Origin of the sequence: Dokdonella sp., assembly GCF_041395345.1 — a bacterium.
Lineage (GTDB): Bacteria > Pseudomonadota > Gammaproteobacteria > Xanthomonadales > Rhodanobacteraceae > Dokdonella.
The window spans coordinates 1-24638 of record NZ_JAWLAR010000004.1; the positions used below are offsets into that span (position 1 = coordinate 1).

22 protein-coding genes are annotated in these 24638 nt (G+C 62.9%); 16 read left to right on the top strand and 6 right to left on the bottom strand.

Features of this window, described 5'->3' with window-relative positions:
* Both R3F00_RS04605 and pepN read right to left on the bottom strand, forming a co-directional pair.
* On the bottom strand, nucleotides 1-286 hold a 286-nt coding region (locus R3F00_RS04605; RefSeq protein WP_371280548.1), incomplete at its 3' end, for a hypothetical protein.
* A gap of 177 nt (nucleotides 287-463) precedes the next feature.
* Entirely contained in the window at nucleotides 464-3097 is a 2634-nt protein-coding gene (pepN, locus tag R3F00_RS04610; RefSeq protein WP_371280549.1) for an aminopeptidase N, read from the bottom strand.
* 283 nt (nucleotides 3098-3380) lie between these two features.
* On the opposite strand from pepN, the gene R3F00_RS04615 reads away from it, so the two are divergent.
* The 6 genes from R3F00_RS04615 to R3F00_RS04640 all read left to right on the top strand — a co-directional run bounded on the left by R3F00_RS04615 (nucleotide 3381) and on the right by R3F00_RS04640 (nucleotide 8421).
* The gene (locus R3F00_RS04615) at nucleotides 3381-4367 is read left to right on the top strand and encodes a pyridoxal-phosphate dependent enzyme (protein WP_371280550.1); all 987 of its coding nucleotides are present in this window, start codon (nucleotides 3381-3383) and stop codon (nucleotides 4365-4367) included.
* Entirely contained in the window at nucleotides 4364-4990 is a 627-nt protein-coding gene (locus R3F00_RS04620; RefSeq protein WP_371280551.1) for a DNA-3-methyladenine glycosylase I, read from the top strand. The genes R3F00_RS04615 and R3F00_RS04620 overlap by 4 nt, the downstream gene beginning before the upstream one ends.
* Nucleotides 4987-5901, top strand: a complete 915-nt coding sequence (locus tag R3F00_RS04625) for an arginine deiminase-related protein (RefSeq protein ID WP_371280552.1) — start codon at nucleotides 4987-4989, stop codon at nucleotides 5899-5901. Before R3F00_RS04620 ends, R3F00_RS04625 begins: the two co-directional genes overlap by 4 nt.
* A 144-nt stretch (nucleotides 5902-6045) precedes the next feature.
* Complete coding sequence (locus R3F00_RS04630; protein ID WP_371280553.1) at nucleotides 6046-6294, top strand: PepSY domain-containing protein; 249 nt, start codon at nucleotides 6046-6048, stop codon at nucleotides 6292-6294.
* Between the two features lie 11 nt (nucleotides 6295-6305).
* Entirely contained in the window at nucleotides 6306-7022 is a 717-nt protein-coding gene (locus R3F00_RS04635; RefSeq protein WP_371280554.1) for a response regulator transcription factor, read from the top strand.
* A gap of 13 nt (nucleotides 7023-7035) precedes the next feature.
* Complete coding sequence (locus tag R3F00_RS04640) at nucleotides 7036-8421, top strand: ATP-binding protein (RefSeq protein WP_371280555.1); 1386 nt, start codon at nucleotides 7036-7038, stop codon at nucleotides 8419-8421.
* 46 nt (nucleotides 8422-8467) lie between these two features.
* Here the strand turns inward: R3F00_RS04640 and R3F00_RS04645 are convergent, their stop codons facing one another.
* From R3F00_RS04645 to R3F00_RS04660, 4 genes are all read right to left on the bottom strand, one after another.
* Nucleotides 8468-9664: a glycosyltransferase family 4 protein gene (locus R3F00_RS04645; RefSeq protein ID WP_371280556.1), complete on the bottom strand. Its 1197-nt coding sequence runs from the start codon at nucleotides 9662-9664 to the stop codon at nucleotides 8468-8470.
* On the bottom strand, nucleotides 9661-10746 hold the full coding sequence (locus R3F00_RS04650; RefSeq protein WP_371280557.1) for a glycosyltransferase family 4 protein: 1086 nt from the start codon (nucleotides 10744-10746) through the stop codon (nucleotides 9661-9663). The genes R3F00_RS04645 and R3F00_RS04650 overlap by 4 nt, the downstream gene beginning before the upstream one ends.
* A 70-nt stretch (nucleotides 10747-10816) precedes the next feature.
* Nucleotides 10817-12160 carry a hypothetical protein gene (locus R3F00_RS04655; protein WP_371280558.1) on the bottom strand — a complete coding sequence of 448 codons (1344 nt, stop codon included), beginning with the start codon at nucleotides 12158-12160 and terminating at the stop codon, nucleotides 10817-10819.
* The gene (locus R3F00_RS04660; protein WP_371280559.1) at nucleotides 12157-13320 is read right to left on the bottom strand and encodes a hypothetical protein; all 1164 of its coding nucleotides are present in this window, start codon (nucleotides 13318-13320) and stop codon (nucleotides 12157-12159) included. The genes R3F00_RS04655 and R3F00_RS04660 overlap by 4 nt, the downstream gene beginning before the upstream one ends.
* A gap of 161 nt (nucleotides 13321-13481) precedes the next feature.
* On the opposite strand from R3F00_RS04660, the gene R3F00_RS04665 reads away from it, so the two are divergent.
* The 10 genes from R3F00_RS04665 to R3F00_RS04710 all read left to right on the top strand — a co-directional run bounded on the left by R3F00_RS04665 (nucleotide 13482) and on the right by R3F00_RS04710 (nucleotide 24346).
* Nucleotides 13482-13979, top strand: a complete 498-nt coding sequence (locus R3F00_RS04665) for a hypothetical protein (protein ID WP_371280560.1) — start codon at nucleotides 13482-13484, stop codon at nucleotides 13977-13979.
* Nucleotides 13976-14686 carry a cyclopropane-fatty-acyl-phospholipid synthase family protein gene (locus tag R3F00_RS04670; protein WP_371280561.1) on the top strand — a complete coding sequence of 237 codons (711 nt, stop codon included), beginning with the start codon at nucleotides 13976-13978 and terminating at the stop codon, nucleotides 14684-14686. The genes R3F00_RS04665 and R3F00_RS04670 overlap by 4 nt, the downstream gene beginning before the upstream one ends.
* Nucleotides 14687-14714: 28 nt before the next feature.
* The gene (locus R3F00_RS04675; RefSeq protein WP_371280562.1) at nucleotides 14715-16064 is read left to right on the top strand and encodes a glycosyltransferase family 39 protein; all 1350 of its coding nucleotides are present in this window, start codon (nucleotides 14715-14717) and stop codon (nucleotides 16062-16064) included.
* Nucleotides 16065-16134: 70 nt separating this feature from the next.
* On the top strand, nucleotides 16135-16896 hold the full coding sequence (locus R3F00_RS04680) for an ABC transporter permease (protein ID WP_371280563.1): 762 nt from the start codon (nucleotides 16135-16137) through the stop codon (nucleotides 16894-16896).
* Nucleotides 16896-17603, top strand: coding sequence for an ABC transporter ATP-binding protein (locus R3F00_RS04685; protein ID WP_371280564.1), 708 nt, complete (start codon nucleotides 16896-16898; stop codon nucleotides 17601-17603). The genes R3F00_RS04680 and R3F00_RS04685 overlap by 1 nt, the downstream gene beginning before the upstream one ends.
* A complete protein-coding gene (locus R3F00_RS04690; RefSeq protein WP_371280565.1) occupies nucleotides 17600-17872 on the top strand; it encodes a hypothetical protein in 273 nt (90 codons plus the stop codon). The genes R3F00_RS04685 and R3F00_RS04690 overlap by 4 nt, the downstream gene beginning before the upstream one ends.
* Nucleotides 17872-20493 (top strand): glycosyltransferase, encoded by a 2622-nt coding sequence (locus R3F00_RS04695; RefSeq protein ID WP_371280566.1) that lies wholly within the window; start codon nucleotides 17872-17874, stop codon nucleotides 20491-20493. Before R3F00_RS04690 ends, R3F00_RS04695 begins: the two co-directional genes overlap by 1 nt.
* Before the next feature lie 117 nt (nucleotides 20494-20610).
* A complete protein-coding gene (locus tag R3F00_RS04700; RefSeq protein ID WP_371280567.1) occupies nucleotides 20611-22155 on the top strand; it encodes a glycosyltransferase family 2 protein in 1545 nt (514 codons plus the stop codon).
* A complete protein-coding gene (locus R3F00_RS04705; protein ID WP_371280568.1) occupies nucleotides 22152-23198 on the top strand; it encodes a GDP-mannose 4,6-dehydratase in 1047 nt (348 codons plus the stop codon). Before R3F00_RS04700 ends, R3F00_RS04705 begins: the two co-directional genes overlap by 4 nt.
* Nucleotides 23198-24346: a glycosyltransferase family 4 protein gene (locus tag R3F00_RS04710; protein WP_371280569.1), complete on the top strand. Its 1149-nt coding sequence runs from the start codon at nucleotides 23198-23200 to the stop codon at nucleotides 24344-24346. The genes R3F00_RS04705 and R3F00_RS04710 overlap by 1 nt, the downstream gene beginning before the upstream one ends.
* Nucleotides 24347-24638: the final 292 nt, after the last annotated feature.

Below are 24638 nucleotides of genomic sequence, written 5' to 3' on the forward strand. Positions count from 1 at the left end.
ACGGATAACCGTAGTACCCCCCGTAGTAGCCTCCGAGGCCGTAACCATAGCCGCCGTAACCGTAGCCACCGTAGCCATAACCTCCGAAGCCCCAGCCGGATGCGTAACCCAATCCGCCCGCATAACCCCAACCCGTTCCGTAGGGATAGGAATCCAGGATCACGTCAGCGCCCGCGTCTTCGTAGTAGTAGTCGCCGGCGCCTTCGTAGGAATAGTAGTTGCCGGGATTGCTGACACATCCGGACAGAAAAGGCAGCGCAACGGCGAACAGCAGCAAGCGAATCATGGGACACCTCCAACCACGGGCCCCGGAAGCCGGGGCACTATGGACAACATGACGCTTGTCGACTCCGGTTTCAAGTTTCCGGGTGAGTTCAGCGCAGGCCGGGACACGCAATCGCGGCCCGCAGACTCGCGCAGACCGGATTCTCCGATGCCATGCTGCTGCCGTCGCCAGTTCCGGCTAGGCCTCGCCCAGCGCGCGCGAAACGATATCGGCGAGATCCGCCGAAATCGGTACGGTCGATTGAATGCGCAGGAGTTCGACGTGCATCAGTTCCCTTCGCACCGGCTCAAGACGCCGCCAGAGTGCGAACGCCCCGGCCAGGCGCGCTGCGACTTGCGGAATGCTCAGGTCGATGCGGATGACCGCGTCGGCGACCAACCGGTAGCCGGCACCATCAACACGATGGAAAGCACGCGGGTTGCGCAGCGCGAAATTCGACAACAGCGCATGGATCTTGTTCGGATTGTCCCAGCTGAAATCCGCATGCCTGCCGAGATTTGAAACCCATTCAACGGTATCTGGTGCTGGGCGCGTTGCCTGCACTGCAAACCACTTGTCCATCACGGTCGCAACTTCGCGATAGCGGCTTTCGAATTCTTCAAGTTCCGTCCGCGCATCGGAGTCGATCGCGTGCACAAGACAGGTCAAGGCCGACAATCGGTCGCTCAGGCAGTTGGCATTGCGAAAGCGGGATCGCGCGAGCGCACGGTGGGAGGAATCGGCCACGCAAAGCAGGCTGAGGCAACGGTTGCTCAGGCGTCGACACGCCTGTGCCGATGCGGACATGCCTTCGCGGGTGCTCGCAAGACGTGCCTCGCACTCGCGCAATGGCTGCTGCAAGGCATTGGCCAGCCGTCGCTCCAGGCTGGCGCGCGCCAGGAACACCGCTTCGGGATCCAGGCTCTCGCGCATTTCGCCCAGCGACGATTCGTCGGCAATGGTGAGCATTTCTGCCAGCGTCGAGGGGTCAAGCCCGGTGTCCGCAAGGGCGGCTCGCAGACTGTCAGCCAGGGCCTCGAAAGCTTCTGTTGACGCGGCATCCGCATCGAGTTGGCAGGCGAATGCCCGGCGGATCAGCGCATCGGTTGCCACCCAGCGATTGAAACCATCAGTTTCACTGGCGGCCAGCACCGCAAGGTCGCGCGAGGGCGGGTCATGCAGCAATCGCACGGGCGCCGAATAGCCGCGCAGCAGGGAAGGAATCGGCTCACACTCGATATCGAGGAACTTCAGCGAAACCTGCGCGGCATCGAGCACGACGACACGCTCGCCGCCCGAGGGCATGCCCTCCCCATCCAGCTTCAGCGGCAAAGCAGCTCCGGAGTGGTCAAACAGGGCGAGTGAAACCGGAATTGGAAGCGCCTTCGGTTGCGGCTGACCGGGCGTCGCCGGCGTGAACTGGCTCAGGGTCAATTCGAAGCTGCGATCGCGCTGGCAGTATTTGCCGACCGCCGTCACTTGCGGCGTTCCGGCTTGCGAATACCACGCAAGCCAGGGGCGCAAGTCCCGTCCATTGGCATCGCCGAGCGCAGCCAGGAAATCCTCGACGGTCACCGCAGCGCCGTCATGACGTGAAAAATAGAGGTCCAGTCCGCGCCGAAACGCCTCGCTGCCGAGCAGGGTCGACAGCATGCGCACGATTTCGGCACCCTTGTCGTATACCGTCGTGGTGTAGAAGTTGTTGATTTCGCGGTAGTGGTCCGGGCGAACCGGATGCGCCAGCGGACCGGAGTCCTCGCTGAACTGGCTTCTCCAGAGCGCGCGCACATCCTCGATCCTGCGCAGCGTCCGCGAGCCCAGATCGGATTCGAACTCCTGCTCGCGAAACACGGTCAAACCTTCTTTCAGGCTGAGCTGGAACCAGTCCCGGCAAGTCACCCGGTTTCCACTCCAGTTGTGGAAATACTCGTGGCCGATGATGGCCAGCACGCGTCGGAAATCGTCGTCCGTGGCGTGATCCGGGTCTGCCAGAAGATATTTCGAGTTGAAGATGTTGAGCCCGGTGTTTTCCATCGCTCCCATGGTGAAATCATCGGTCGCCACGACATGGAATATGCCGCTCTGGTAGCAGCGACCAAACCGCTGCTCGTCCCAGCGCATGGCTGCCTTGAGGCAATCCATCGCATGCCGGCAAAGTCCGATGGAATGCGCGGGAGCCCAGATCAGCAGGCGCACCTGCCGGTCTTCGCTGGTGACATGCGCATCCTCGATGCATTCGAGATGCCCGGCCACCAGTGCGAACAGATAGCTTGAGCGCGGCTGGGGATCGACGAAGCGGGCCCAGTGTCGGCCGTCGTCGAGTTCGCCGGCACCGTCCACATCGCCACCGGCGAGCAGCACCGGAAAGCGTGAGCGCAGAGCCCGAAGGGTCACTGTGTAGCGCGCCAGCACATCGGGCCGATCAATCGACCAGGAAACATGACGGAAGCCCTCGGCCTCGCACTGGGTCAGAAGAAAACCCTGCTCGATTCCGCCGCTCATGTAGAGGCCGAGCATGGCCTTGTTGCGCGAGGGATGAATCCTGGACTGCGTTTCGATTGCGGCACGTCCACGCAGCCCGGGAATGACGAGGCCGTCCGGTTCAAGCCGGTATTCACCCTTACCCAGTTGCCGGCCATCGACGGAAACGGAAAGCAGTTCGATACCGACGCCGTCGAGACGAAGGTCGATATCCGCCTGGTCCGGATCCTGGGCCACGACCATTCGCGTCTGCACACCGGTGATCTCCGCATCGAGATCGAAAACCAGTTCGATGGACTCCATGCGCCATGGCGGCGGGCGATAGTCGCGCAGATGGATGACGGGTTTCATTCGGCTTCGGGGATTCCGGCAAGGGCACTGCGTGGCCAACGCGGTCGGCGCGTGCTGCAAGTGACATGTGGGTTAGAGTCCATCTGGACCGCGAGATTGGGATATCGCGATGGGCAGCGTCAATCGGAGGCTGCAACCGCTGCCGTCAGGCCAGCCAGACGATTGGCGATGGAGGGGGATGAGAGCACAATCGCAGCCTGAAGCGTTCTGAAGCCCACGCGTCTGGCACGTACGGGCGTAGCCCATGTAAGGTGCGCGCTGTCCTCGCGAACAGGTTTCTGCCATGACTCCGGAAGTCGACATCAACAGGCCTGATTTCGCGGCAATCGAAAAGGCTGCCGATCGAATTGCCGCGCACGCTCATGTCACACCGGTCATGCGATCGGATTCGATCGACACGCTGGCTGGCGCTAGCCTGCTGTTCAAGTGCGAAAACCTGCAGCGCGCGGGCGCGTTCAAATTTCGCGGAGCCTGCAATGCGGTGTGGTCATTGTCCGACGCCGAGGCGGCGCGCGGCGTGGTCACCCATTCCTCCGGCAACCACGGTGCTGCCTTGGCTATGGCGGCGCGTACCCGGGGCATCGAGTGCCATGTCGTCGTGCCGAAGGGCGCCGTGCGTTCCAAGGTCGAAGCCATCACGAACTACGGCGCCAGCGTGCATCGCTGCGAGGCCACGATATCGGCACGCGAGCAGGCCGCCGAGACGGTCAGGCAGCAAACCGGCGCCAGCCTCGTGCACCCCTATGCCGACGCAAGAATCATTGCCGGGCAAGGTACGGCGACACGCGAATTCATCGCCGAAGTCGGTGCGCTCGACGCCCTGATTGTTCCGGTGGGGGGTGGCGGCCTGGTCAGCGGCACGGCCATCGCTGCTTCAGCGCTGGCGCCTGGCCTGAGCGTATTCGCAGCGGAACCCGCCGGCGCCGCGGATACGAAGGCCTCATTGCTCTCCGGTGAACGCATTGCCGATTTTGCTCCGGAAACGATCTGCGATGGCTTGCGCGCGCTGGTCGGTGCCGTCAATTTCGAGATCATCCGCGATCACCGGGTCGAGGTGCTGACCGTCGACGATGAGGAAACGGTCTCGGCCATGCGCCTGATATGGCAACGCATGAAGATCATCGTCGAGCCGTCGGCAGCAATCGTGCTCGCCGCCGTGCTTCGGCACCGTGAACGATTTGCCGGCATGCGCATTGGCCTGATCCTGAGTGGCGGCAATGTGGACCTGGATGACCTGCCCTGGGTACCCCACTTCGGGGTGGATGCATGAAGGACGCAGACACCCCGCCGGACGATGGCCAGAGCCGCTGCAACTGGGCCTGCGGAACGTCGGTCAAACGGGCCTATCGCGACTATCACGACGGCGAATGGGGCGTACCCGTACATGACGACAATCGCCTGTTCGAGTTCATCGTACTCGAGGGGGCACAGGCCGGTCTGAGCTGGCGCACCGTGCTCGACAAGCGGGACAACTACCGCAAGGCGTTCCACCAATTCAAGATTGCGCGCGTTGCCGCGATGAAGGATAGGGAACTCGAGCGCCTGCTGACCGACCCTGGGCTGATTCGCAACCGGTTGAAGATCTTCTCCGCTCGCAACAACGCGCTGCATGCCCTCGAGCTGATTGCCGAACACGGCAGCCTGGATGCGTGGCTCTGGGATTTCGTCGACGGCAAGCCCATCGTCAATCAGTGGAAATCGCAGGGCGAGGTTCCGGCGACCACCGCGATCTCGGATCAGATGAGCAAGACCCTGCACAAGCGCGGGTTTCGCTTTATCGGTTCGACCATCTGCTATGCCTTCATGCAGGCCACCGGCATGGTCAACGATCATCTGGTCGATTGTTTCAGGCACCCGAGAAATGCGGCCGGTTCCGGCAAGGCGCGCGCGTGATCGTCACCGATCCCCGCGCGTTCATCGAGGCGATGGCAATGCACTCGTTCGCTCCAGACCGCGCTGCCACGGCGCGCGCAGCGTTCCTGGTCAGCCCGGCCGAGTTTTCGCTGGCGACCGAATCCGCCAGCGACAACCTCTACATGAATCTGCAAGATGCTCCCGATCCGTTGCGCGCGCTTGCCGAACACGGCGAACTCGCACGCAAGCTGGCCGAGGATGTGCCGGTGATCAGTTTTCCGGGCGATCCGGCAGCCCCCGACGGGGTCTTCCCCAACAACGCATTCGCGACCTGCCCGGGACGCCTGATTGTCGGCAGCATGCGTCACCCCGTCCGTCGGCGCGAAACCGAGCGGGCAGATATCCGGGCCTGGTTTGGCGATCTGCTGGGTCGCGAGATCGTCGACCTGTCCGGCGCAGACCTGACCGCCGAACTGACCGGTTCGCTGGTGATCGACCGCGCACGCGGGATTGGCTATTGCGGACTGTCCGAGCGCTGTGACCTGGCCGGCGCGCGCGCCATGCACGACGCGTTCGACCTGCGCCTGACGTTCTGTTTCGAACTGGCCGCTGGCGAATATCACACCAACGTGGTTCTTGCGATTCTCGCGGGCCGCGCCGCCCTGATTGCCGAATCGGGATTCGCCGATCCTGCTGCCGCGCGGGCCATCGCCACGATCTACGCCGGCCAGGTGCTCTGGTTGCAGCCCGGGCAAAAGCAGGCTTTTGCGGCAAATGCGATTTGTCTTCGGCCGGAGCGGGTCTGGATGAGCGCCGTGGCGGAATCCGCCCTGAGCGCTTCCGAGCGCCAGGCGCTGAAAGCCTGGGGTTTTTCGATCGGCGCGGTGGGAATCGGCGAGCTGGAAAAGGCGGGTGGCAGCCTGCGTTGTTGCGTGGCGGAGATTTTCTAGGGTCAAGCGACAGGGCCAGCCTGAATCCACGGTTCAGGAACCGGCTGGCGCCGTCGCCAAGTTCAGGTTGAATTCAATGCGCGCCGTCGAGACTGCAGCATCGACGCCGTTCCAGCGACCGTCTTCACGTCCATCAAGGTTGAAATGCTCGCAGCCCAATTTCGTAGACAACTGCTCGTCGTGGTTGCGATCGCGGCCTTCGCTGTGGGCACTCCGCAGGCGTACGCCGCTGAAATAAGCGCGCAGGAAGCCGTGGATCGCGTGCAGCAGGAGACCGGGGGCAAGGTTCTCAGCGTCCAGACCCTGCGCATGGGCAAGCGCAAGATCTTCAGGATCAAGGTGCTGACCCCAAGCGGCCAGGTACGCGTCATAGAAGTACAAGCGGATCAATAAAGGAGAAAGCAATGCGAGTTCTACTGGTTGAAGACGAAGCCCCGCTTCGCGAAACGCTCGCCGCACGCCTCAAGCGTGATGGGTTCGCTGTCGATGCCGCAGGAGACGGCGAGGAAGGACTGTTTCTGGGTCGCGAGGTCCCTTTCGACGTCGCCATCATCGACCTGGGCCTGCCGAAAATGTCGGGCATGGAACTGGTCAAGCAGTTGCGCGAAGACGGCCAGCGTTATCCGATCCTGATTCTGACCGCACGCTCCTCGTGGCAGGACAAGGTCCAGGGCCTGAAATACGGCGCAGACGACTACCTGGTCAAGCCTTTTCACGTGGAGGAGCTGCTGGCGCGCCTGAATGCGCTGGTGCGTCGCGCGAGCGGCTGGTCACGCCCTCTGCTGGAATGCGGACCGATCGCACTCGACACCACGGCGCAGACCGTCAGCTCGAATGGAAACCAGGTCGATCTGACCAGCTACGAGTACAAGGTGCTCGAGTACCTGATGATGCACGCGGGCGAACTGGTCTCCAAGGCCGACCTGACCGAGCATATCTATCAGCAGGATTTCGATCGTGACTCGAACGTCCTCGAAGTCTTCATCGGCCGCCTGCGTCGCAAGCTGGATCCCGAAAACACGATCAAGCCGATCGAGACCGTGCGCGGACGTGGCTATCGTTTCGCACTCGAACGCACCGATTCGGGTGCGGACGAGCCCGAATCCGCTCCCGCCGCCTGAGCCCGGTCAGGCAATGGCACGCCCGCTGTCATTGCAGGCCCGCTCGCTTGCGGCGGCGGGCATTGCACTGGCCGCGTTCCTCGGGCTGACGTTCTTCGCTCTGGACCGGGCCTTTTTCGACGCGGCGCTCAGTTCGCAACGCGAGCGGCTTCAGGGGTATCTGCATGCCTATCTGGCCGGCGCCGACACCAATCGCGCCGGCAACCTGATCCCTCCCGAGGTCGGCCCGGACCCGCGCTTCGATCGTCCTGATTCGGGACTCTACGCAAGCATCGTCGGCGATCACGTGCGCAACGCCAGGGAGCGCCAGTGGCGGTCGCCTTCGGCGCTCGGAATCGATCAGCCCCTGGACAGCGAACTGGCACCGGGCGAGACCCGCTTTGAGGGCCCGCTGAAGTACGCTGATGGCGAGCTGTTTGTGTTGTCCCAGGGCATTTCCTGGAGCGTCGGCGATCGGCCCGAACTGAAGCTGACCTTGCACGTTGCCGAAGACAGTACGGCGCTGCAGAACCAGGTCCTCGCCTTTCGACGCACCCTGCTGACCTGGCTGGGTGGCTTGGGTGTCGGTCTGTTGCTGTTGTTGCTTGGCGTGTTGCGCTGGAGCATGGCTCCGCTGCGCAAGGTCGCGGGAGACCTGGCCAGAGTCGAGCGCGGCGCCGAGGAGCACCTTGGGGATCGCTACCCTGCCGAACTGTCGGGACTGGCCACCAACCTCAACAAGTTCATCGACTCCGAACGTGATCGACTCAAGCGCTATCGGCATACGCTGGCCGATCTCGCCCACAGCCTGAAGACCCCGCTGGCCGTAATTCGTACGCAACTGGAGTCGGAAGTCGAGGGCAAGCAATTGCGCTGGACGGTGCTCGAGCAGGTCGGTCGCATGGATGAAATCGTCGCCTACCAGCTATCCCGCGCGGCAACCTCGGGACGACAGACATTCGCTGCTCCGTTACCGCTCGAACCCTATGCCGAGGAAATCGTGCGCAGCCTGGAAAAGGTCTATGCCGACAGGCAGGTTCTGTGCGAGTTCGAGATCGATCCGGACAGCCGGTTTCGCGGCGACCAGGGAGATCTGATGGAGCTGCTCGGGAATGTGCTCGAGAACGCCTTCAAATGGGCGAAGCGCTCGGTCCTGCTGACGACCCGACCGATCGCTGCGCAGGGAAACCATCGAAGCGGCCTGGAGCTGATCGTCGAGGATGACGGTCCGGGCATTCCCGAGGATCGGGTCGACCATCTGCTCCAGCGCGGCGTACGTGGGGATGAGCGAGTCCAGGGGCACGGAATCGGATTGTCCATTGTCCAGGACATCATCAAGGCCTACAGCGGCAGCCTGAAAGTCACGCGTTCGTCAGCTCTCGGCGGCGCACGCTTCGAATTGCGGCTCATGGGCGACTGAGCAAACCTGTCTGGCTCGGCAAAGCCGCTCCGGGCGCAGGTCCGCGTCAGCCCGCAGCCAGCAACTCCACTTCGGCGCTCAGGCGCCCGGCAACCTGCTCACGACTGTAGTTCGCCAGCACGTAGTCCCTGGCCTTGCGTCCCAGCTGGCGGCGCTCGCCTGCCCCCATCGCGACCACGTTGGCGAAGGCTGCAACGAGCTCGTCCTGGCCCCTGAAAACCTGCCCACTGCCGCTGGCATGGACGTGATCGACAAGCACCTCGCACTGGCCGTTGACAATGATCGGCGTGCCCTGGGCCATGGCTTCGAGCAGTACGATACTGAGGCTTTCATAAGGTGAAGGCTGGACGAAGGCCAGGGCGCCGGCCATCAGCTCGAACTTGCGGGTCTCGTCGACGAAACCGAGGTAGCGGACATCCTTGCGATTTCCAACGCCGAGGACATCGTTGCCCGTCAGCACCAGCTCGACGTCCGATTCCGGATGCGCCGACTTGTAAGCGCTGAATGCGTCCAGCAACAAGGCACAGCCCTTGCTGACGTCGATGCGGCCGCAATAGAGGAGATAGCTGCGCTCTTCACTGGCAGCGCTGACCGGATCCGTCTCGACCGTCATCGCGACGACGTTGCCGTGGTCCACGTTCCAGATGCGCTTGCCGAGTCTGCGCTCGGCCTCGGTGTTCCAGAGCAGTCGGGGCGCTCGTCGTGCCATGCGCGCAAAGGTTTTCAGGTAGGCCGGTGGCTCATCGTGCAAGGCCGGTATCAGAGCCCAGCGCCGATGCCTGAGGGCGCGAGTGCCATCCAGGGTCGGCGGATACAGATAGGGCAGAAAGAAGACCGCGGCATAGTCGTCTCCGTGCGCGACCAGGTGCTGCTGGAGTCCGGGACAGTTCGGGCCTTGCGCGCGGATGAACTCCTCTTCCAGGGCCTCCGGCCAGCCATAGCGCTGAAGCGGTTCGGAGGATGGCGATCGCTCGAACGCCGAAAGCATGTTCCTGTGCAGGGCATGAAAGTACGAACCGCGCCCACGCTCAACCGTAAATCTGTGGATCGAGATGCCTTCCCGTTTCTCGACGCCCGGCTCAAGATCGTTGTCCCAGGCCTGGTAGTCGAAGGCGGTCGAGCTGAGTACATCCACCTCGTAGCGGGCCGAAAGCAACTGCGCATACTGCCAGGCGAGTGCCTCCGCGCCACCGACCAGGCGTTCGTGGCAACGCTGAACGACAATGGCGACGCGCGGCTTCAAAGCACGGGGGCCAGATGCTGGAGAAAGCGCTGGCGCAACACATCGACCGCGAAGGTGTCCTGATAGCGCTTGCGTGCCGTCATCAACAGCTCATTGCGCAAGTCATCGTCGCTGAACAGGCGTGCGGCGCTGGCGGCATACAGCCACGGATCATTCTCCTCCCAGCAGATTCCGGCATCACCCAGCGTTTCCGGCACGGCACTCGAGGCGTGCGCGACAATCGGCGTTCCCACCGCCATGGATTCGATCAGCGGCACGCAGAATCCTTCGTGCTGGCTGAGCAACATGAATACATGGCTGGCCAGATAGGCGGCCTTGAGCTGCGCCTCACTGGCACCGTTGATCCAGACAACCTGCTGACCCACGCCAAATTCGTCGATGCGTTGCCTGATCGCGCTGGTGTAGTTCTCCAGGCGCGGATCGATCTTGCCCAGCAGTATGAGACGCGCCGAATCGGAATAACCGCGGACATAGGCAGCGAATGCTTCGACCAGCTCGAGGTGTCCCTTGTTCGGCGCAACGCGGCCGACCATGAGGAAATTCCGCGAACCGTCAGTCAGGGTATCGACCAGGTTGGTGTCCGCTTCGACCTGGACGATTTCCTCGACGCGATGAAACGGAGGCAGGACGCCGCCCCGGTCCCTCGGCGCGCCGGCCTCGAGCAACTCCTCGAGGTTGTAGGCTGAATCGCCCAGATAAAGCTCGCAACCAAGCTGGGCCATCGTCGCAAGTTCTCGGCGGCCGGCTTCGCAGGCTGCCTGGTAGTCGGCGGAGTAGTCCTTGAAGAACGTCGCCGGCGTGATGTTGTGATACTTGACCACGCGAAAGCCGCGGCAACGCCCGAGAATCTCGACCGCAGTCGGCCAGCCGGTCGAAAAATGATAGATGACCAGATCCCCAGGACCTCCGGCAAATGCAGGCAGGCGCTCGGCGGGCCAGGTCTTGCGTTCCACATCCATCGAGGACAGGCAAAACACGCGTGTTTCGATGCCAAGGTCTTCAAGGGCCTGTGCCATCGCGATGGCGTCTGCGCCGACCGCATCCTTGCTCGTCAGTACGGGTATGAGTATCGCTGCCTTCATGCGCATGTACCCTCGGCACGCGGCAGAATGCAACGCTTGAAGAGGGATTCGCACGAACCAGTCAATTGATTCATGCCTGGTTTCCCACGCAAGCCAGAACGCAGATGGCCCCATCGGCCGACTGCACCTGCTCGACATGCTCAAAACCCGCTGCCAGCAACGCCTGGGCGATCAGGGCACCATCAACGATGGCCTCGGGTCGTCCGTCCAGTCGATCCGCAATCGTTGCGGGCTCACCGTGGAATCCGAACAGGACCCAGGCCCGCTTGCGCAGCACGCGGCGCGTCTCGTCGAGCAGCTGTCTGGCTGGCATCCTGCGCAGGAGACAGCCCACATCCAGCGCAGTCAGGGCATGCAGCGAATGATCGGCGCTGCGCGCAAGCACGGACGCCGGTTCGGCAACGATGATGGCCTGCCCCTGTTCTCTCGCTCGTTGTGCGATTTCGTTGTTGGTATCCACTCCAGTCGGCTTCAGACCCTTGTCGCGCAGGTGCCTGAGCCAGTCATCGCCACTGCACAAGTCCAGAACCTGCGCGGATTCCTGCAGATTGGAGGCCAGGCGCCCGGACCACTGATCGAGGCGTGCAGATCGGTGCGGATCCGATTGCAGGACGCGCGCCGAGATCTCGGCATGAAACGAATCCGATTTTCGCGTTTTTTCCGACTCGGCGAGCTCCAGTGCGGAAAGGTTCCTGCGCAGGGACGAGAGCCAGTGATTCATGCTCAACACCATGTGGCGCAGCTCCGTCGACTCCGAGCTGATGCGCTCAAAATCTTCACTCAGCGGTCCTACCCTGTCGAACAGTTGCTTCAGCTTGGCCGACATTTCCGGATTCTCGCTGCCGAGCTTGCCCAGTTCGATGAAGATGACCTCGATCTGCTGGGCAATGCTCCTGCACTGTTCGGCCAGCTCATGTTCGCGTGCACTGTGGAATGCATCGGTCGCGCGCTGGTGGCGAATGATTCGAGGCAGGCTGAAAAAGCCGATCAGCCATTCAAGCAGATACCCGAGCACAGGAATCAGCAGAATCTTGGCAAGCACATAGCGTGGCAACAACCACGGCACACGCACACCGATGTCGCGACCTTCCGGCGACCAGCGAATATTGCCGAGAATCTCGATCTTGCTGCGCCCCTGACTCAAAAGGCGCAATTGCGCGTCATATCCCGCTGGATCGGAACTGCGTCTGAGCAGGATCCTGTAGGCCTGATCCAGGAAGGAGATGTAGTTGGACTGACACAGCTCGGCGAGCGAGCAGGTATCGCGCATCTCGACCGAATCACGCCGCTGTACGCTCGTACGGCCCTCAATGCCCACCTTCAGGTCACCCGCACGCAGACGCGCCAATTCGGCATCTGCACGAATTTCTTCCTTGACGCGGCCTGGGGTAATTTCTGCGGGTGCTTGGTTCACGGGGAAAGAATGGCAGGTGTTGTCTGCAAGGACCCGACCGATGGCAGCGGGGCAGCGGTTGCACTGCCATCCTTGCGGCCGACAGCGAGCGGCATGATGCCATAGGCGCGCGCCATCGAAATATCGATCAGCGCATAGTCGGGCCGGTGCCGCCCGTCCAGGCGAGGCACGGCACTGCGATATCTAGCCCTGCCCGCCTTTCGTGCCGCTTCGAATCCGCGCGTGGCCCTGCGCCGGACCTGTTCGGCGGATTCCGCAACCGAGGAAAACCCTGCCGGCGCCTGCTGGCCCAGGAACGTGGTTTCGAGGAACTCCGCTTCGCGCTTGTCGGAATCCGAGTAGAAGCCGACGAAGGCATGCCCCGGGACCAGCACGAGAAAGCTGCCGATACCGAGCCGTTCCAGGGCCGAGGCAATCAGCACGCTGCCATCGAGACAATTGGCGACCCGGTCGTCCCAGGTGCTCGAAAGCAGGCGTACGCGCTGGCTGTAGATTTCCGGCCCCTGGCTGATTCCCGCACCCTCGTCCGCGTAGCGCAGGCCATGTCTCTCGAGCGCCAGCCAGAGTGCGCGGGCCACACGCACCCTGTCTGCATTGTTGTCTGGCGTCCAGTTCGGCGCGGTCATGTCCAGCCCCGCCAGGGCGATCATCTCGTCGACAACCGGATCGAAGGGATCGACCCAGGCCGCGAATGCCCAGCCGAGATCGATCCGTGCGTCGCCGTCACGCACGAAATAGAGCGCTTCGTCGAGCGGGTGCACGCGAATATCCAGCGATTGCTCGATCGTGCGCATGCCCTTGCCCGTCACCGAAACCCGCAGGACCTGGCTGCGTGTGCCGCGCATGCTGCGCAGGGCTCGCGGATCCCAGTCCAGGCGTGGCCGCAAAACCGTACCCGCCTCGACCCGCGCGTCGATCACGCTGGGCGCGCGCAATCCGGGCGTGGAAATCGTCAGGCGAACCTGCGTCGCCGGGCGCGCATCGTGGAACCGGATGCGCAGCAATCCGCTGCCGGCAACCGCGGGAGCCCGCGACGAGTCAGCCGATTGCGACAGTTCGAGCGCCGGAAAGACCTCTCCCGCCGGCGTCGTTTCGATATCCACCGACATGCCCGCTGCCGCGGATACCCACGCCGCGGCCAGACAGAAAAGGGCTGCCATGGCCGGTGTTCCTCGGCCTATGGCCGGCGAGTTCGCCCGATCCGGAGAATTTCGTGTTGCCAGTGAGACCATGCCGCGACTATCGTTGCCCCGACCTGCTCCTGTCCAGTCGGAATTCGGCTTGCATGAGCGCGCCCCCCTTTCTTCAGCACGGAATCACCATGCGTCTATTTGTCCTGTCCGCCCTTGTTGTCTGCACGCTTGCCGCTTGCGACCAGCCTGCACCCGAACCCACAACACCTCCAGCCGCTCAGGAGACTGCAGCCACAGCGCCCGCCACCACCGCGCCGGCCGAAGCTGTCGTAGCCAAGCCCCCCGAGGGCGATTGCGGTGACCAATCCGGCATTCCTGCGGAGGAGCGCCTCGCGAATACGCCCAAATGGTCTCTCGCCAGCGAACAGGACAACTTTGGCTTCGACGTTTTTCGCGGCGACACCGAGGATGGCGAGTTCATCAAGTTGAATGAAAATCCGATACTCGGTGCCGGTACGACCGACGAAACGCAGAAGTACCAGTTCCGCGACGACACGATCGATCCGTGCCGCGAGTACTGGTACTACGTCGAGTCGATCAGCACGGCTGGCGTTCGTGAAAAGATGACACCCACCTTCAAGGCGGCAGCCAAGCGATCGCCGAGATCGGATCCGTCCGCACAATGAGTCCGGTGGGGGACAAGGAAGATCCCAGTGCGGCGTCCCTGCACGGTGTCAATCAGTACTGGCGTGCACTCGAACCCGCGGATATGGATCGCGGCGACCATCGCTCGATGGTCGGTGCGATGTGGGAGGAAGTGGGCCAGCTCCAGTTCGAGTTCCTCCGAAGCGAGGGACTCGAACCACGGCATCGGCTGCTCGACGTCGGCTGCGGCGCAATGCGGGGAGGCGTGCACTTTGCGCGTTATCTCGACCGCGGCAACTATTTTGGACTCGATGCCAATGCATCCCTGATCGAGGCGGGTCGACGCGAACTCGATCTGGCTGGGCTTGCCGACCGTGATGCTCAGCTGATTGCCGATGCGAATTTCGATGTCGCCAGATTCGATGCGCGTTTCGACTACGCGATTGCCGTGTCACTGGTGACGCATCTTTACTTCAATCACATCCAGTTGTGCCTGGCCAGGGTTGCCGAACACCTTGAACCTGGCGGCCGCTTCTACATGACTTTTTTCGAAGCACCAGCCCCGGCACATTTCCAGAACCTGAGCCACGCGGGAGGTGAAATCACGACCTCCTACCTCAGCGATCCCTATCATCAGTCCTTCGATGAACTTGCCACGCTGGGACGGCGTGCGGGCCTGCATGCGCACCGGATCGGCGAGTTCGGCCATCCTCGCGGCCAGAACATGATCCTGTTCGCCGCCGAATGACGCGATGAATTCGTCGCAGGCTTCAGCATTGCAAAAATCGGGAAAGCCATGGCTCAGGCTGGCCATCGGCACGTGGCTGCTGCTCAACATCGTATTGCTCTGGCTCTACTACAGCCCGGCCCGGAAACCGCTGGTCGGTGACGAATTCGACTATCACGCCCGCGCGCTGGCCCTGCTGGCAGGACAGCCGGTGATCGAGCAATTCATCTGGCCGCCCGGCCAGACCTGGTTTCTGGCGGCGATTGGATGGATATCCGGCTCGACTGTGCTGGCCGCGCAACTGGTGCAAACCGGCTTGCTGGTAGTGTGCGCTGGCCTGCTGATCCGGCTTTGGCGGACCGTCGACAACCCGCTTGCAGCCTTCCTTGCCGCATCGATTTTTCTGCTCAACCCGGGGAATCTTGCCTACGCACACTGGCTTTGGCCCGAGGTCACGCATCTGGCTTGCCTGCTCGGTGCACTGGCCCTGTTGCTGACGGTGTCGCAGCGGCCTCGCCTGTGCGCATTCCTGGCCGGACTGCTGATTGGCCTGGCTTTGCTGTTCAAGAGCCTCATGGCGGGACTCTGGCCGGTCTTCTTCCTGTTCTTTCTGAAGCGGCGGGAGGGTCGGCTGACATTTTCTGTGGCCTCGGCCGGCGTTTTCGCCGCGGGTCTGCTGCTGGCTGCGCTGCCGGCGCTATGGAAGGGACAACTCGAGACCGGCAGGCCGATGATCGCCGACAGCTCGATGTACAACCTCGAGATCGGCATACGCGACCGCAGCCGCAGCGACTATATCGACGAAGCCGGGCTGCCGGCATTGACTGCTTATCTCGATAGCGCTGCACGTCCGCAGGATCGCAATGCGATCGCCTTCGACAGAATACGCAAGATGGTCGCCGAGCGCGGCTTGCCGGACATCATCGGCGAACAGTTGGGCACGCAGTATTTTCGCCTGTTCAATGCCAAGACCCTGCTCGTTTCGCAGATGCCCGGACCGGCCTGTGCCGGTCGACTTGGCGCCTACGCGGAGAATCCCCTGGGCCCGGCCCTGGTCGGTTTGTCGCAGGCGGCCCACACGATCACGTTGCTGCTTTGCGCCTTTGGCGTGGCCTTGTGGCGACGCTGGAGGCAGCCGCTGATCGCATTTGTCGCGGTCTATCTCGTCTATCAGCTTGCGCTCTATTTCGGTCTGCATGTCATGCAGCGCTATCTGTTCCAGATGATGCCGCTGCTCTGCGGTTTTGCCGGAAGTTTCCTGGCCCTGCTCGTTCAGCGCGACACGGTGCAGTCGGCCCTGGCGGTCAGTCGCTGGCGCATCTCGATCGGAGCCGCCCTTGCGCTGACCTTGCTCGGACTGGCCTGGCTGGGGCCCGTGCTGGATGGCAACTGCAGCTGATGCCCAGACCGTCCAACCCCGAACGGGCGCCAATCGGCTATTCTGAACATTCTTTACAGCACCGGCCGTCATGCCCCAGCACCTGATAGAACTGATCCGGTTCAGCACCTATGCCGAATTGCGCGCCGAGCGCTCGCGCAGCTATCTGGGCCTGATCTGGTGGGTGGCCGAGCCGGCGATGATGATGGCTGCGTTCTGGCTGGTCTTCGACGTCATCCTGAAGACCGGTGGCCCCGAATACCTGCCCTTTCTGCTGGTGGGGCTGACCATCTGGCAATGGATGAAATCCTGCATCACGCATGGCGGCTACGCGATCTGGACCAATCTGGGCCTGATTCGCCAGGTGCGTCTGCCGGTTCTGGTTTTTCCATTCGTGCAGATGCTTGCCGACACGATCAAGTTCTTCTATATCTTCGCCCTGCTGCTGGCAATCCTCTGGTTGATGGGATACCCGCCGGGTATCCAGTATCTGGCCCTGCCCGTGGTCTTTGCCATTACCCTGCTATTTTCGGCGGGCGTCGGTTTCATGGTCGCCGCCGTCGTGCCGCTGATTCCCGACTTGCGCTTCGTCATCGAGCAGATTCTGACCGTGGTCATGTTCCTGTCCGGCGTGGTTTTTGCGCTCGACGCCGTACCCTCGCCGTTGCGCGAGATCATCGCCCTGAATCCGGTGGCGACTCTGCTTGATGCGGCACGCGGAATTCTGATGCACGGACTCTGGCCCGACTGGCTGGCTCTGGGCAAGGTCGCCGTCATCTCCACGGCTACCTGCCTGGCGGGCATGGCCATCGTGCTGCGGCTTGCGCCGCGCTATCCAAAGCTGGCCGTGTAATGGGCGAGCTGCTGATCGAGCTCGAAAACGTCGGCGTGGCATTCAGCGCGCAGCGCCGTGTCGGCAGCGGTCGATTCTGGGCTCTGGAGGATGTCAGCCTGCGCCTGAATCATGGCGAGCGGCTCGGCGTCATCGGGCGCAATGGAGCCGGCAAGAGCACCTTGCTGCGCGTACTCGCAGGTATCCTCAAGCCGGATCGCGGCCACATGCGGCGGGGCGTCGTCTCCTGCCAGTTGCTCTCCCTGGCCCTGGGATTCACACCCTATCTTTCGGGTCGCGACAACGCGATTCTTTCCGGGCTGATGATCGGCCTGCGCCAGCGTGACATCGTCGCCCGGTTGCCAGCCATCAAGGAATTTTCGGAGCTCGGCGATTTTTTCGAACAACCGATCGCCAGCTACTCGTCGGGCATGGTCATGCGCCTGGGTTTTTCGGTAGCCATGCAGGCAGAGCCGGATGTGCTGCTGATCGACGAAGTTCTCGCCGTGGGCGATGCCGAATTCCAGGAAAAATCCGGTCAAGCCCTGCGCGAACGCATGCGCCAGGGGCATACCGTGGTGCTGGTCAGCCACGACGAGACACAAGTGGCCGCCTTGTGCGATCGGCTGTTATGGGTGGAACATGGACGCAGCGTGCTCGAAGGCAACCGCGACGAGGTATTCGCCGCCTACCACCAGGGTCTCGATCTGGCAACGGATCCCAAATGAACCAACAGGAAACGCGCAACCTGCTCGCACTTTCCCATCGTCTCGGCACAACGCCCAGGCGGGTTCTGATCGCGGCCGCGAGAATGACCGAGCAGCCCGAACTGGATTTGCCGGAAAGCCTGCGCCGGCTACGCAGTGCCGGCGTCCAGGGCAATGCCAGCATCGACGCTTGCGAGAGGCTGATGCTGACGCCGATCGACAGCTATGCCCGCGATGCACTCGGCACGGCTCTGTTCGCGCTTTGGCAGGGTTCCGGGCAGACGGACTGATGCGCGGCGCGGCCCTGATTGTGCTGGCGTGGAACAAGTGGGAACTGACCCGACGCTGCCTCGATACCCTGCTCGAGAGCGACCTTCAGCAGGCCGAAATCATCGTCGTCGACAACGGATCCGAGGATGAGACCGTGCTCGCCCTGGACTCGTATTCGGATGAAGTCCGGATCGTGCGTCTGCCCGAAAACCTCGGATTCGTACGCGGCATGAATGCAGGAATCGATGCGGCGCGCAGCGAAGATGACGTCGTCCTCCTCAACAATGACCTCGTCATTACCCAGCATGACTGGCTGAATCGGCTGCGCGATGCCGCGTATGCGTCCGCGGAGAACGGCATCGTCGGCTGCCGGATGCTCGGTGCCGAACCGGAAAACCTGCTGTTCCACCTGGGCGGCTTCATCGAGCCGGATCGGCTTTGGGGACAGCAGACCGAATCCGGCCAGCAGGAAACGGATGTCGGCCAGTTCCCGCGCACGCGTCGCGCCCAATGCGTCGCCTTCGCACTGGCCTACATCCGTCGTGATTGCCTGCAACGCATTGGAACCCTGGACGAGATTTTTCACAGTTATTACGAGGACACCGATTACTGCCTGCGCGCAGCGGAACAGGGCATCGCCAGTGTCGTTGCAGGTGCCGTCACCTTGCGCCACGACCAGCATGGATCGACCCGGGACGATGGCGGGTTCCGCGAACGCCTGTGGAAACAGAGCCGCGAGAGCTTCGCCGCACGCTGGCGGGATCGACTCACTGACCGCTATCGCGGCACCGTGCTCTGGCAAGGCCTGACCCGATTCCCGCACGCCTACGCACAACTGACCCATGGCCTGCTCTGGCGACTCGATGCACGCTGCATGCGCATGGCTTTTGCCGAAACCGCTCCCGAGCTGCTCGACGGCGGCGATTTTCGCCTTGAGCTGGCGGCCGAGCGAAGCCTGCCACCCTTGCCCGAAGTGGCCCTGGTATGCGCCCCGGGGCAGATGCTGGCGGCGGCACGCGGACAGTTCCGTGTTGCACTCGGCTATTGCGAATGGCAGCAGCCGCCTGCTTCCTGGGTCGAGCACAGCAAAGGGTTCGACCTGCTGCTGGTACCCGACGCATTCCAGGCCGGCGCATATCGCGATGCCGGGGTCAGGACTCCGATTGAAATCGTGCCGCTCGGTATCGACCGTGAGTACTGCCATCCGGACGTGCCTCGACAACGCGGACCGCGCGAGCGATTCGTTTTCCTGTGCGTGGCGGAAGAGTTGCAGCGTGACGCTCCGGGCCAGGTCATCGCAGCGTTTCGCAACAGCTTCAATGCGAAGGATCCGGTCGAACTGGTCGTCTACGTATGCCCAGGCCACGATGAAAGCGTTATTCGCGATGCGCTGGAGCCGTTGGTGAAGGCACCGGGCAAGGCGCGTGTCCGGCTGTTGGCAGGCTGGGGATTTCCAGCCTACGAACGTGCGCAATTGATGATGTCCGCCGATGCCTACGTCAGCGCACGGCGCGGAGCGGGCTGGGATCCCTTTGCACGCGAAGCGATCGCCTGCGGGCGCATCCTGGTCGCCCCGGCCTACGGCAGCCAGCGTGAACTGGTGCGCGAATGGGGGCATGCAGTGGAGCAGGAAGGCTACTCCGAGGATCCTGCGCAGCCGGGTTGCCTGTGGAGCGAATCCGACCGTGAATCACTGGCCTGGAACATGCGGGAAGTGTATGGGCGCCAGGAAGAACTGGGCAGCCTGGCCCTGTCCAATGCATCACGGTTTGCTTCGGCCCACAACCTCGATCTGAGCGCGGATCTGCTGGTCCGGAAACTCGAGAGCGGTTCGACCCTGAAACCCGCGGCAGCCCTGGTTGCGCCACACCAACCGCGCACGCTTGATCTGACAGGATCAGGCCAGATTGTCGTGCTCGGCATGCACCGCTCGGGGACCTCGAGCGTCGGCGGCATCCTCAATTTGCTTGGCGCCTGGCCCGGGCCCGACGAACTGCTGTTGCGCGGCGAGGACAATCCGCGCGGTCACTACGAGCACGGCGAACTGCACATGGCCTGCCTGCGCCGCCTGCAGGCTGCCGGTGGCGACTGGAAGCAGCCGCCCGTGAACGATCCGCCCGTCGCCGCCGTGGATGCGTTCCGGGCGGAGTCGGCGGCCGTTCTCGAAACCCTGGAGCCAAGACGACCGTGGTTCATCAAGGAACCGAGGCTCTGCCTGCTCGTTCGCGAACTGCTTCCCTTGCTGACCCGACCGGTGTTTGTCCACGTGGTTCGCGATCCGCGCGAAGTGGCCGACTCGCTGCGGCGGCGCGACAACATGCCGGCAATCGACGCGCTTGCCTTGTGGGAGCGCTATACGCGCGCGGCGTTTGCCGCAAGCTTCGGATGGCACCGCCTGATCATCGATTACAACGCGTTGCTCGAGGATCCGCTGGAATCCACGCGGGCGCTGCTCGACGATCTTGAGGCGGCCGGCATCGAGGGCTTGCGCATGCCTGCGGCCGAGACGATTCGCAACTGGATCGAACCCGAGCGCACACGTCAGCCTGTCGAAGGCATCACCCTGGACGACTCGCAGTCCGAGCTGCTGGCGAGCATCAGGGACCGCAGCATCCTCGAAAGCGCAGCGGCCGAATGCTGATCATGCCGAGTGGGTCTCGCATCGATTCACGCATCCGCACGGATCGGCGACCTTGCAACCAGACGCCGAGGCGTGCGTAATCGCGCGTCCACGCCCATCCTGAATTCACGTTTCCGAATGCATTCCTCCGCTGACCGCCACGCCGCAGAAGCAACCTGGGACGGACATCTGCTTGCCTTGCAGGCGTCCGCCGCGTGTCGTCTCGACATTCGCCTCGATGGATCGCGCTTTGTCGAGCTGCAGGCCGATGCGAACGGCCGCGCCAGTCTGGCCATGCCGTTTTCACCCTCGGGCAATGACATCATTTCCGTCCAGATGGACCTGCCCGGGACGACGGACGACGAACCCATGCAGGCGTTCCGGATCGAGTTCGACAAGGCTGGCCTGCTGCCGGCCACGGACCGATATTCCGCGACGCTGGCGCCGGCAGGCAACCCATTGCCCGTTGCCGAACGGCCGTTGGAGCCCGAGGTGGCGATCATCGTGCCAGTCTACAACGCAGCCGCGGAGGTCAGGCGATGCCTCGATTCCGTACTGGCAAGCAGCAGCGGCCGGTGCCGGCTGATCGTGATCGATGACGCCAGTACCGACCCGGAAATCACGCCACTGCTGGCGGGCTATCGCGGAATCGACGGCGTGGATATCCTGGCCAATCCGGCCAACCTCGGGTTCACGGCCACGGTCAATCGAGGCATGTCCCTGGCTGGCGAGGCTGATGTCGTCCTGCTCAATGCCGACACTGAAGTGGCCGGCCCATGGCTGACCGGATTGCGCCATGCCGTGCATTCGGCCCCGGATATCGCCACTGCAACAGCGGTGTCCGACAACGCCGGCGCGTTTTCGGTACCCGAGCTTGAACACGAAAATCCATTTCCGCCGCAATGGACATTCGCGCAAACCGCACGCGCGCACTGGCAGGCCGCCGGCCACGTGTACCCGGAATTGCCCACCGGCAATGGATTCTGCATGTACATCCGGCGCAGCATCCTTGATGAGATCGGACTGTTCGACGTCGATGCTTTTCCGCAAGGCTATGGCGAGGAGAACGATTTCTGCCAGCGGGCCTGTGCGGCCGGCTATCGGCATGTGATTGCCGGCACCGTTCTTGTGCGCCATGCACGCAGCCAGAGTTTCGGTGCGGAACGGCGCGAAGCGTTGGGCAAGGCCGGCATGCAGGTGTTGCGCGAACGCTGGCCCGACTACGAATCGGATGTCGGCAGGCAATTGTTTTCCTACGAACGTCGCGTGCTCGATTGGCGCGTGCGCCGAATCCACGCGCTGGCCGCAAGCCATGTGCCGAAGCCGCGACTGCTGCGATACTGTTCGCTGGCAGACTCGGCAGTTTCGCCCGATTACGATACCCGCATGCTGGAAATGAATGGCAAGCTGCTCTGCCTCGATGGCGAAAAGGTTCGATGCCGGGCGGCGGCTGGCCAGCCGGAAAACATGGATCAGACGGTTTCGTGCTTGCTGGTGGACCATGCCATCGAGCTTGTCGAACTTGAGCAGGGCATGGATCCCCGCTTGAGCGAAACACTGCAAGTGCAGGCCGATCGCCTCGGCATTCCAATGCTGTCACTGGCGATCGGCGAAACAGCGACATTCGCGCAGCGCGAGGCGGCGCGCCACTCAATGAACCGCTTCAAGAGAATGACCCGATGAAACGACGTTACTCGCGCGCACTCATAACCGGCGTGGGCGGCCAGGATGGCGCCTGGCTGGCTGCGCAGTTGCTGCGGGAAGGAATATTCGTTACCGGTACGCACCGCCCTTCCAGCCCGGCAGGCAACTGGCGACTGGACGAGCTCGGAATTTCTGCACATTCCGGTCTGGACCTGCGCCCGCTTGATCTTCGCGATGCATCGGCCTGCCGAACCATTGTCGCGGAGGTCGCACCACAGGCGATTTTCCATCTCGCCGGACAATCCCGGGTTGCCGATTCCTTTCGCGATCCACTGGGAAGCGTGCAGGCCAATGGCGTCGGCGCATTGAACCTGCTTGAAGCCATGCGCCGGGACGCGCCCGACGCGCATTTCGTGCTGGCCTCCAGCGCGGAGATTTTCGGCAACCCCGGTACCGCGCCGCAGAACGAAAAGACACCGACTGTCGCCACCTCGCCCTATGGCCTGTCCAAGCTGCTGGCGCATTCTTCGATGAACAGTTGGCGGGCCAGTTTCGGTCTGGCCGCCAGCAGTGCCATTCTGTTCAACCATGAATCCGAGCTGCGCGACTCCGCATTCGTCACGCGCAAGATCACGCGCGCGGTGGCACGCATCTCTCTCGGACTCGAGCAGGAACTCGCGCTCGGCAACCTGGACGCGCGACGTGACTTTGGCTATGCCCCGGAATACATGTCTGCGCTGGCAAACATGGCCGATCGCGAATCGGGTGACGACTACGTCCTCGCAACCGGGCATGCGGCCAGCGTGCGCGAATTCGCCAACTCGGCCTTCGCATCGGCCGGAATCACCCTGCAGTGGTCGGGGGACGGCAAGCACGAGTCGGCGATTGACGCGAGTACGGGGAAACAAAGGGTCGTCGTCGATTCGAGTCTGTTCCGCCCCGTCGATGCAGCCCTGCTGGTTGGCAACTCGGCAAAGGCGCGCAAGCGACTTGGCTTCAAGCCCAGGGTCGAACTGGATGAGCTGACCCGACGCATGGTCGAAGCCGATATCGAGCGCGAACGCAAAGGAACAAGCAACTAGTGCGCGTCATATTCAATGTCGACGCCATCAGCGCCCCGCTGACAGGTATCGGTCGCTACGCGCTCGAGCTCGCCAATGGGCTGGCCCGCCATGATGCGGTCGAGGAGTTGCGCCTTTACTCGGCCGTGCGCTGGGTCGACGACCCTGCAGAAGCGCTTTCCTCCAACAGGATTTTCGCCAGCCTGCGCCAGAACCTGCCGTTCAAGACGCGCGCCCTGGAAGTCTATTCGCAGATGCGCAACCTGCTGTTCCGCGCGCATACGCGCAAGCTCCAGGGCTATCTGCTGCACACACCCAACTACATCCTGATGCCATTCGAGGGCCCGGCCGTCACTACCGTGCACGACCTTTCGGCATTCAACTACCCGGAGACGCATCCGCCCGAGCGCGTACGCTTTCTTGAACGCCATTTGCCACGCACACTCGCTCGCGCTGACCGCGTTCTGACCGATTCGCAATTCATTGCCGATGAAGTCCATGAAAAACTGGGCGTGCCACGCGAGAAACTGCGCGTGGTCGCACTCGGCGTCGACGGCCGCTACCGGCCGCACGAGGCCAGCGAACTGGCCGAGGCCATGGACCGCCATCAACTGGTTGCCGGTGCTTATCTGCTGGTGGTTGCCACTCAGGAACCGCGCAAGAATCTCGTCCGCCTGGCTCGCGCCTATGCGCGGCTGCCAAATGCCACGCGCGCGCGCCACCCCCTCATCATCGTTGGCGCACGCGGCTGGCTCAGCGCCGATCTGGAACGCGCCCTGGCACCACTCGAAGCCAGCGGTGCCGCGCGCCGACTGGGTTACGTCAGCGAGGACGATCTGCCGCTGGTCTACGCAGGGGCGAGGGCGTTCGCGTTTCCATCGATCTACGAGGGTTTCGGCCTGCCCGTACTCGAAGCAATGGCAAGCGGCATCCCTGTACTTACTTCGAACGTTTCCTCGTTGCCGGAAGTGTGCGCGGACATCGCACTCTGCATAAACCCGCTGGATGAGCTCGAAATGTGCAGCGGGATCGAACGTCTGCTCGGCGATGAGGAATGGCGCGCAACCACAATCCGGCTCGGCCTCGAACTGGCTGCCCGGTATCCATGGTCCCGGTGCGTCGATGAAACCGTTTCGGTCTATCGCGAGTTGACCGGCGAGCAACGCTGAGTTGCAGGCCATGCCGACGACACCCACCGGCGCGATCGCGCGGAGCATCCGCAGTTCCGGGCGCGATAGGGACTCGTTCCAGACGCGCCCTGCAGACCACTCAAATGAAACTCGATCGGTGCTGCCTCGGGACTTTCCTGCGGCCGCCTGTTCCGGATCCGCAACAATTCGGACTTCCAGTTGTTGCCACTGGCGCCAACGAACAAGGGACTGAAGTCGCTCCTCGTCCTGCTTTCGCACGGCCTTTCCGATATCCCCCAATCGCCTCCTCTTGGGACTTCGTTCCGGCCGG

Excerpts from the sequence above, each read along its gene's own strand:
- R3F00_RS04620 (WP_371280551.1), top strand. The coding sequence starts at position 4,364 with ATGAAGGACGCAGACACCCCGCCGGACGATGGCCAGAGCCGCTGCAAC.
- R3F00_RS04690 (WP_371280565.1), top strand. The coding sequence starts at position 17,600 with ATGAACCAACAGGAAACGCGCAACCTGCTCGCACTTTCCCATCGTCTC.
- R3F00_RS04640 (WP_371280555.1), top strand. The coding sequence starts at position 7,036 with ATGGCACGCCCGCTGTCATTGCAGGCCCGCTCGCTTGCGGCGGCGGGC.
- R3F00_RS04665 (WP_371280560.1), top strand. The coding sequence starts at position 13,482 with ATGCGTCTATTTGTCCTGTCCGCCCTTGTTGTCTGCACGCTTGCCGCT.
- R3F00_RS04695 (WP_371280566.1), top strand. The coding sequence starts at position 17,872 with ATGCGCGGCGCGGCCCTGATTGTGCTGGCGTGGAACAAGTGGGAACTG.
- R3F00_RS04680 (WP_371280563.1), top strand. The coding sequence starts at position 16,135 with ATGCCCCAGCACCTGATAGAACTGATCCGGTTCAGCACCTATGCCGAA.
- pepN (WP_371280549.1), bottom strand. The coding sequence starts at position 3,097 with ATGAAACCCGTCATCCATCTGCGCGACTATCGCCCGCCGCCATGGCGC.
- R3F00_RS04670 (WP_371280561.1), top strand. The coding sequence starts at position 13,976 with ATGAGTCCGGTGGGGGACAAGGAAGATCCCAGTGCGGCGTCCCTGCAC.
- R3F00_RS04650 (WP_371280557.1), bottom strand. The coding sequence starts at position 10,746 with ATGAAGGCAGCGATACTCATACCCGTACTGACGAGCAAGGATGCGGTC.
- R3F00_RS04635 (WP_371280554.1), top strand. The coding sequence starts at position 6,306 with ATGCGAGTTCTACTGGTTGAAGACGAAGCCCCGCTTCGCGAAACGCTC.
- R3F00_RS04660 (WP_371280559.1), bottom strand. The coding sequence starts at position 13,320 with ATGGCAGCCCTTTTCTGTCTGGCCGCGGCGTGGGTATCCGCGGCAGCG.
- R3F00_RS04685 (WP_371280564.1), top strand. The coding sequence starts at position 16,896 with ATGGGCGAGCTGCTGATCGAGCTCGAAAACGTCGGCGTGGCATTCAGC.
- R3F00_RS04705 (WP_371280568.1), top strand. The coding sequence starts at position 22,152 with ATGAAACGACGTTACTCGCGCGCACTCATAACCGGCGTGGGCGGCCAG.
- R3F00_RS04630 (WP_371280553.1), top strand. The coding sequence starts at position 6,046 with ATGCTCGCAGCCCAATTTCGTAGACAACTGCTCGTCGTGGTTGCGATC.
- R3F00_RS04700 (WP_371280567.1), top strand. The coding sequence starts at position 20,611 with ATGCATTCCTCCGCTGACCGCCACGCCGCAGAAGCAACCTGGGACGGA.
- R3F00_RS04615 (WP_371280550.1), top strand. The coding sequence starts at position 3,381 with ATGACTCCGGAAGTCGACATCAACAGGCCTGATTTCGCGGCAATCGAA.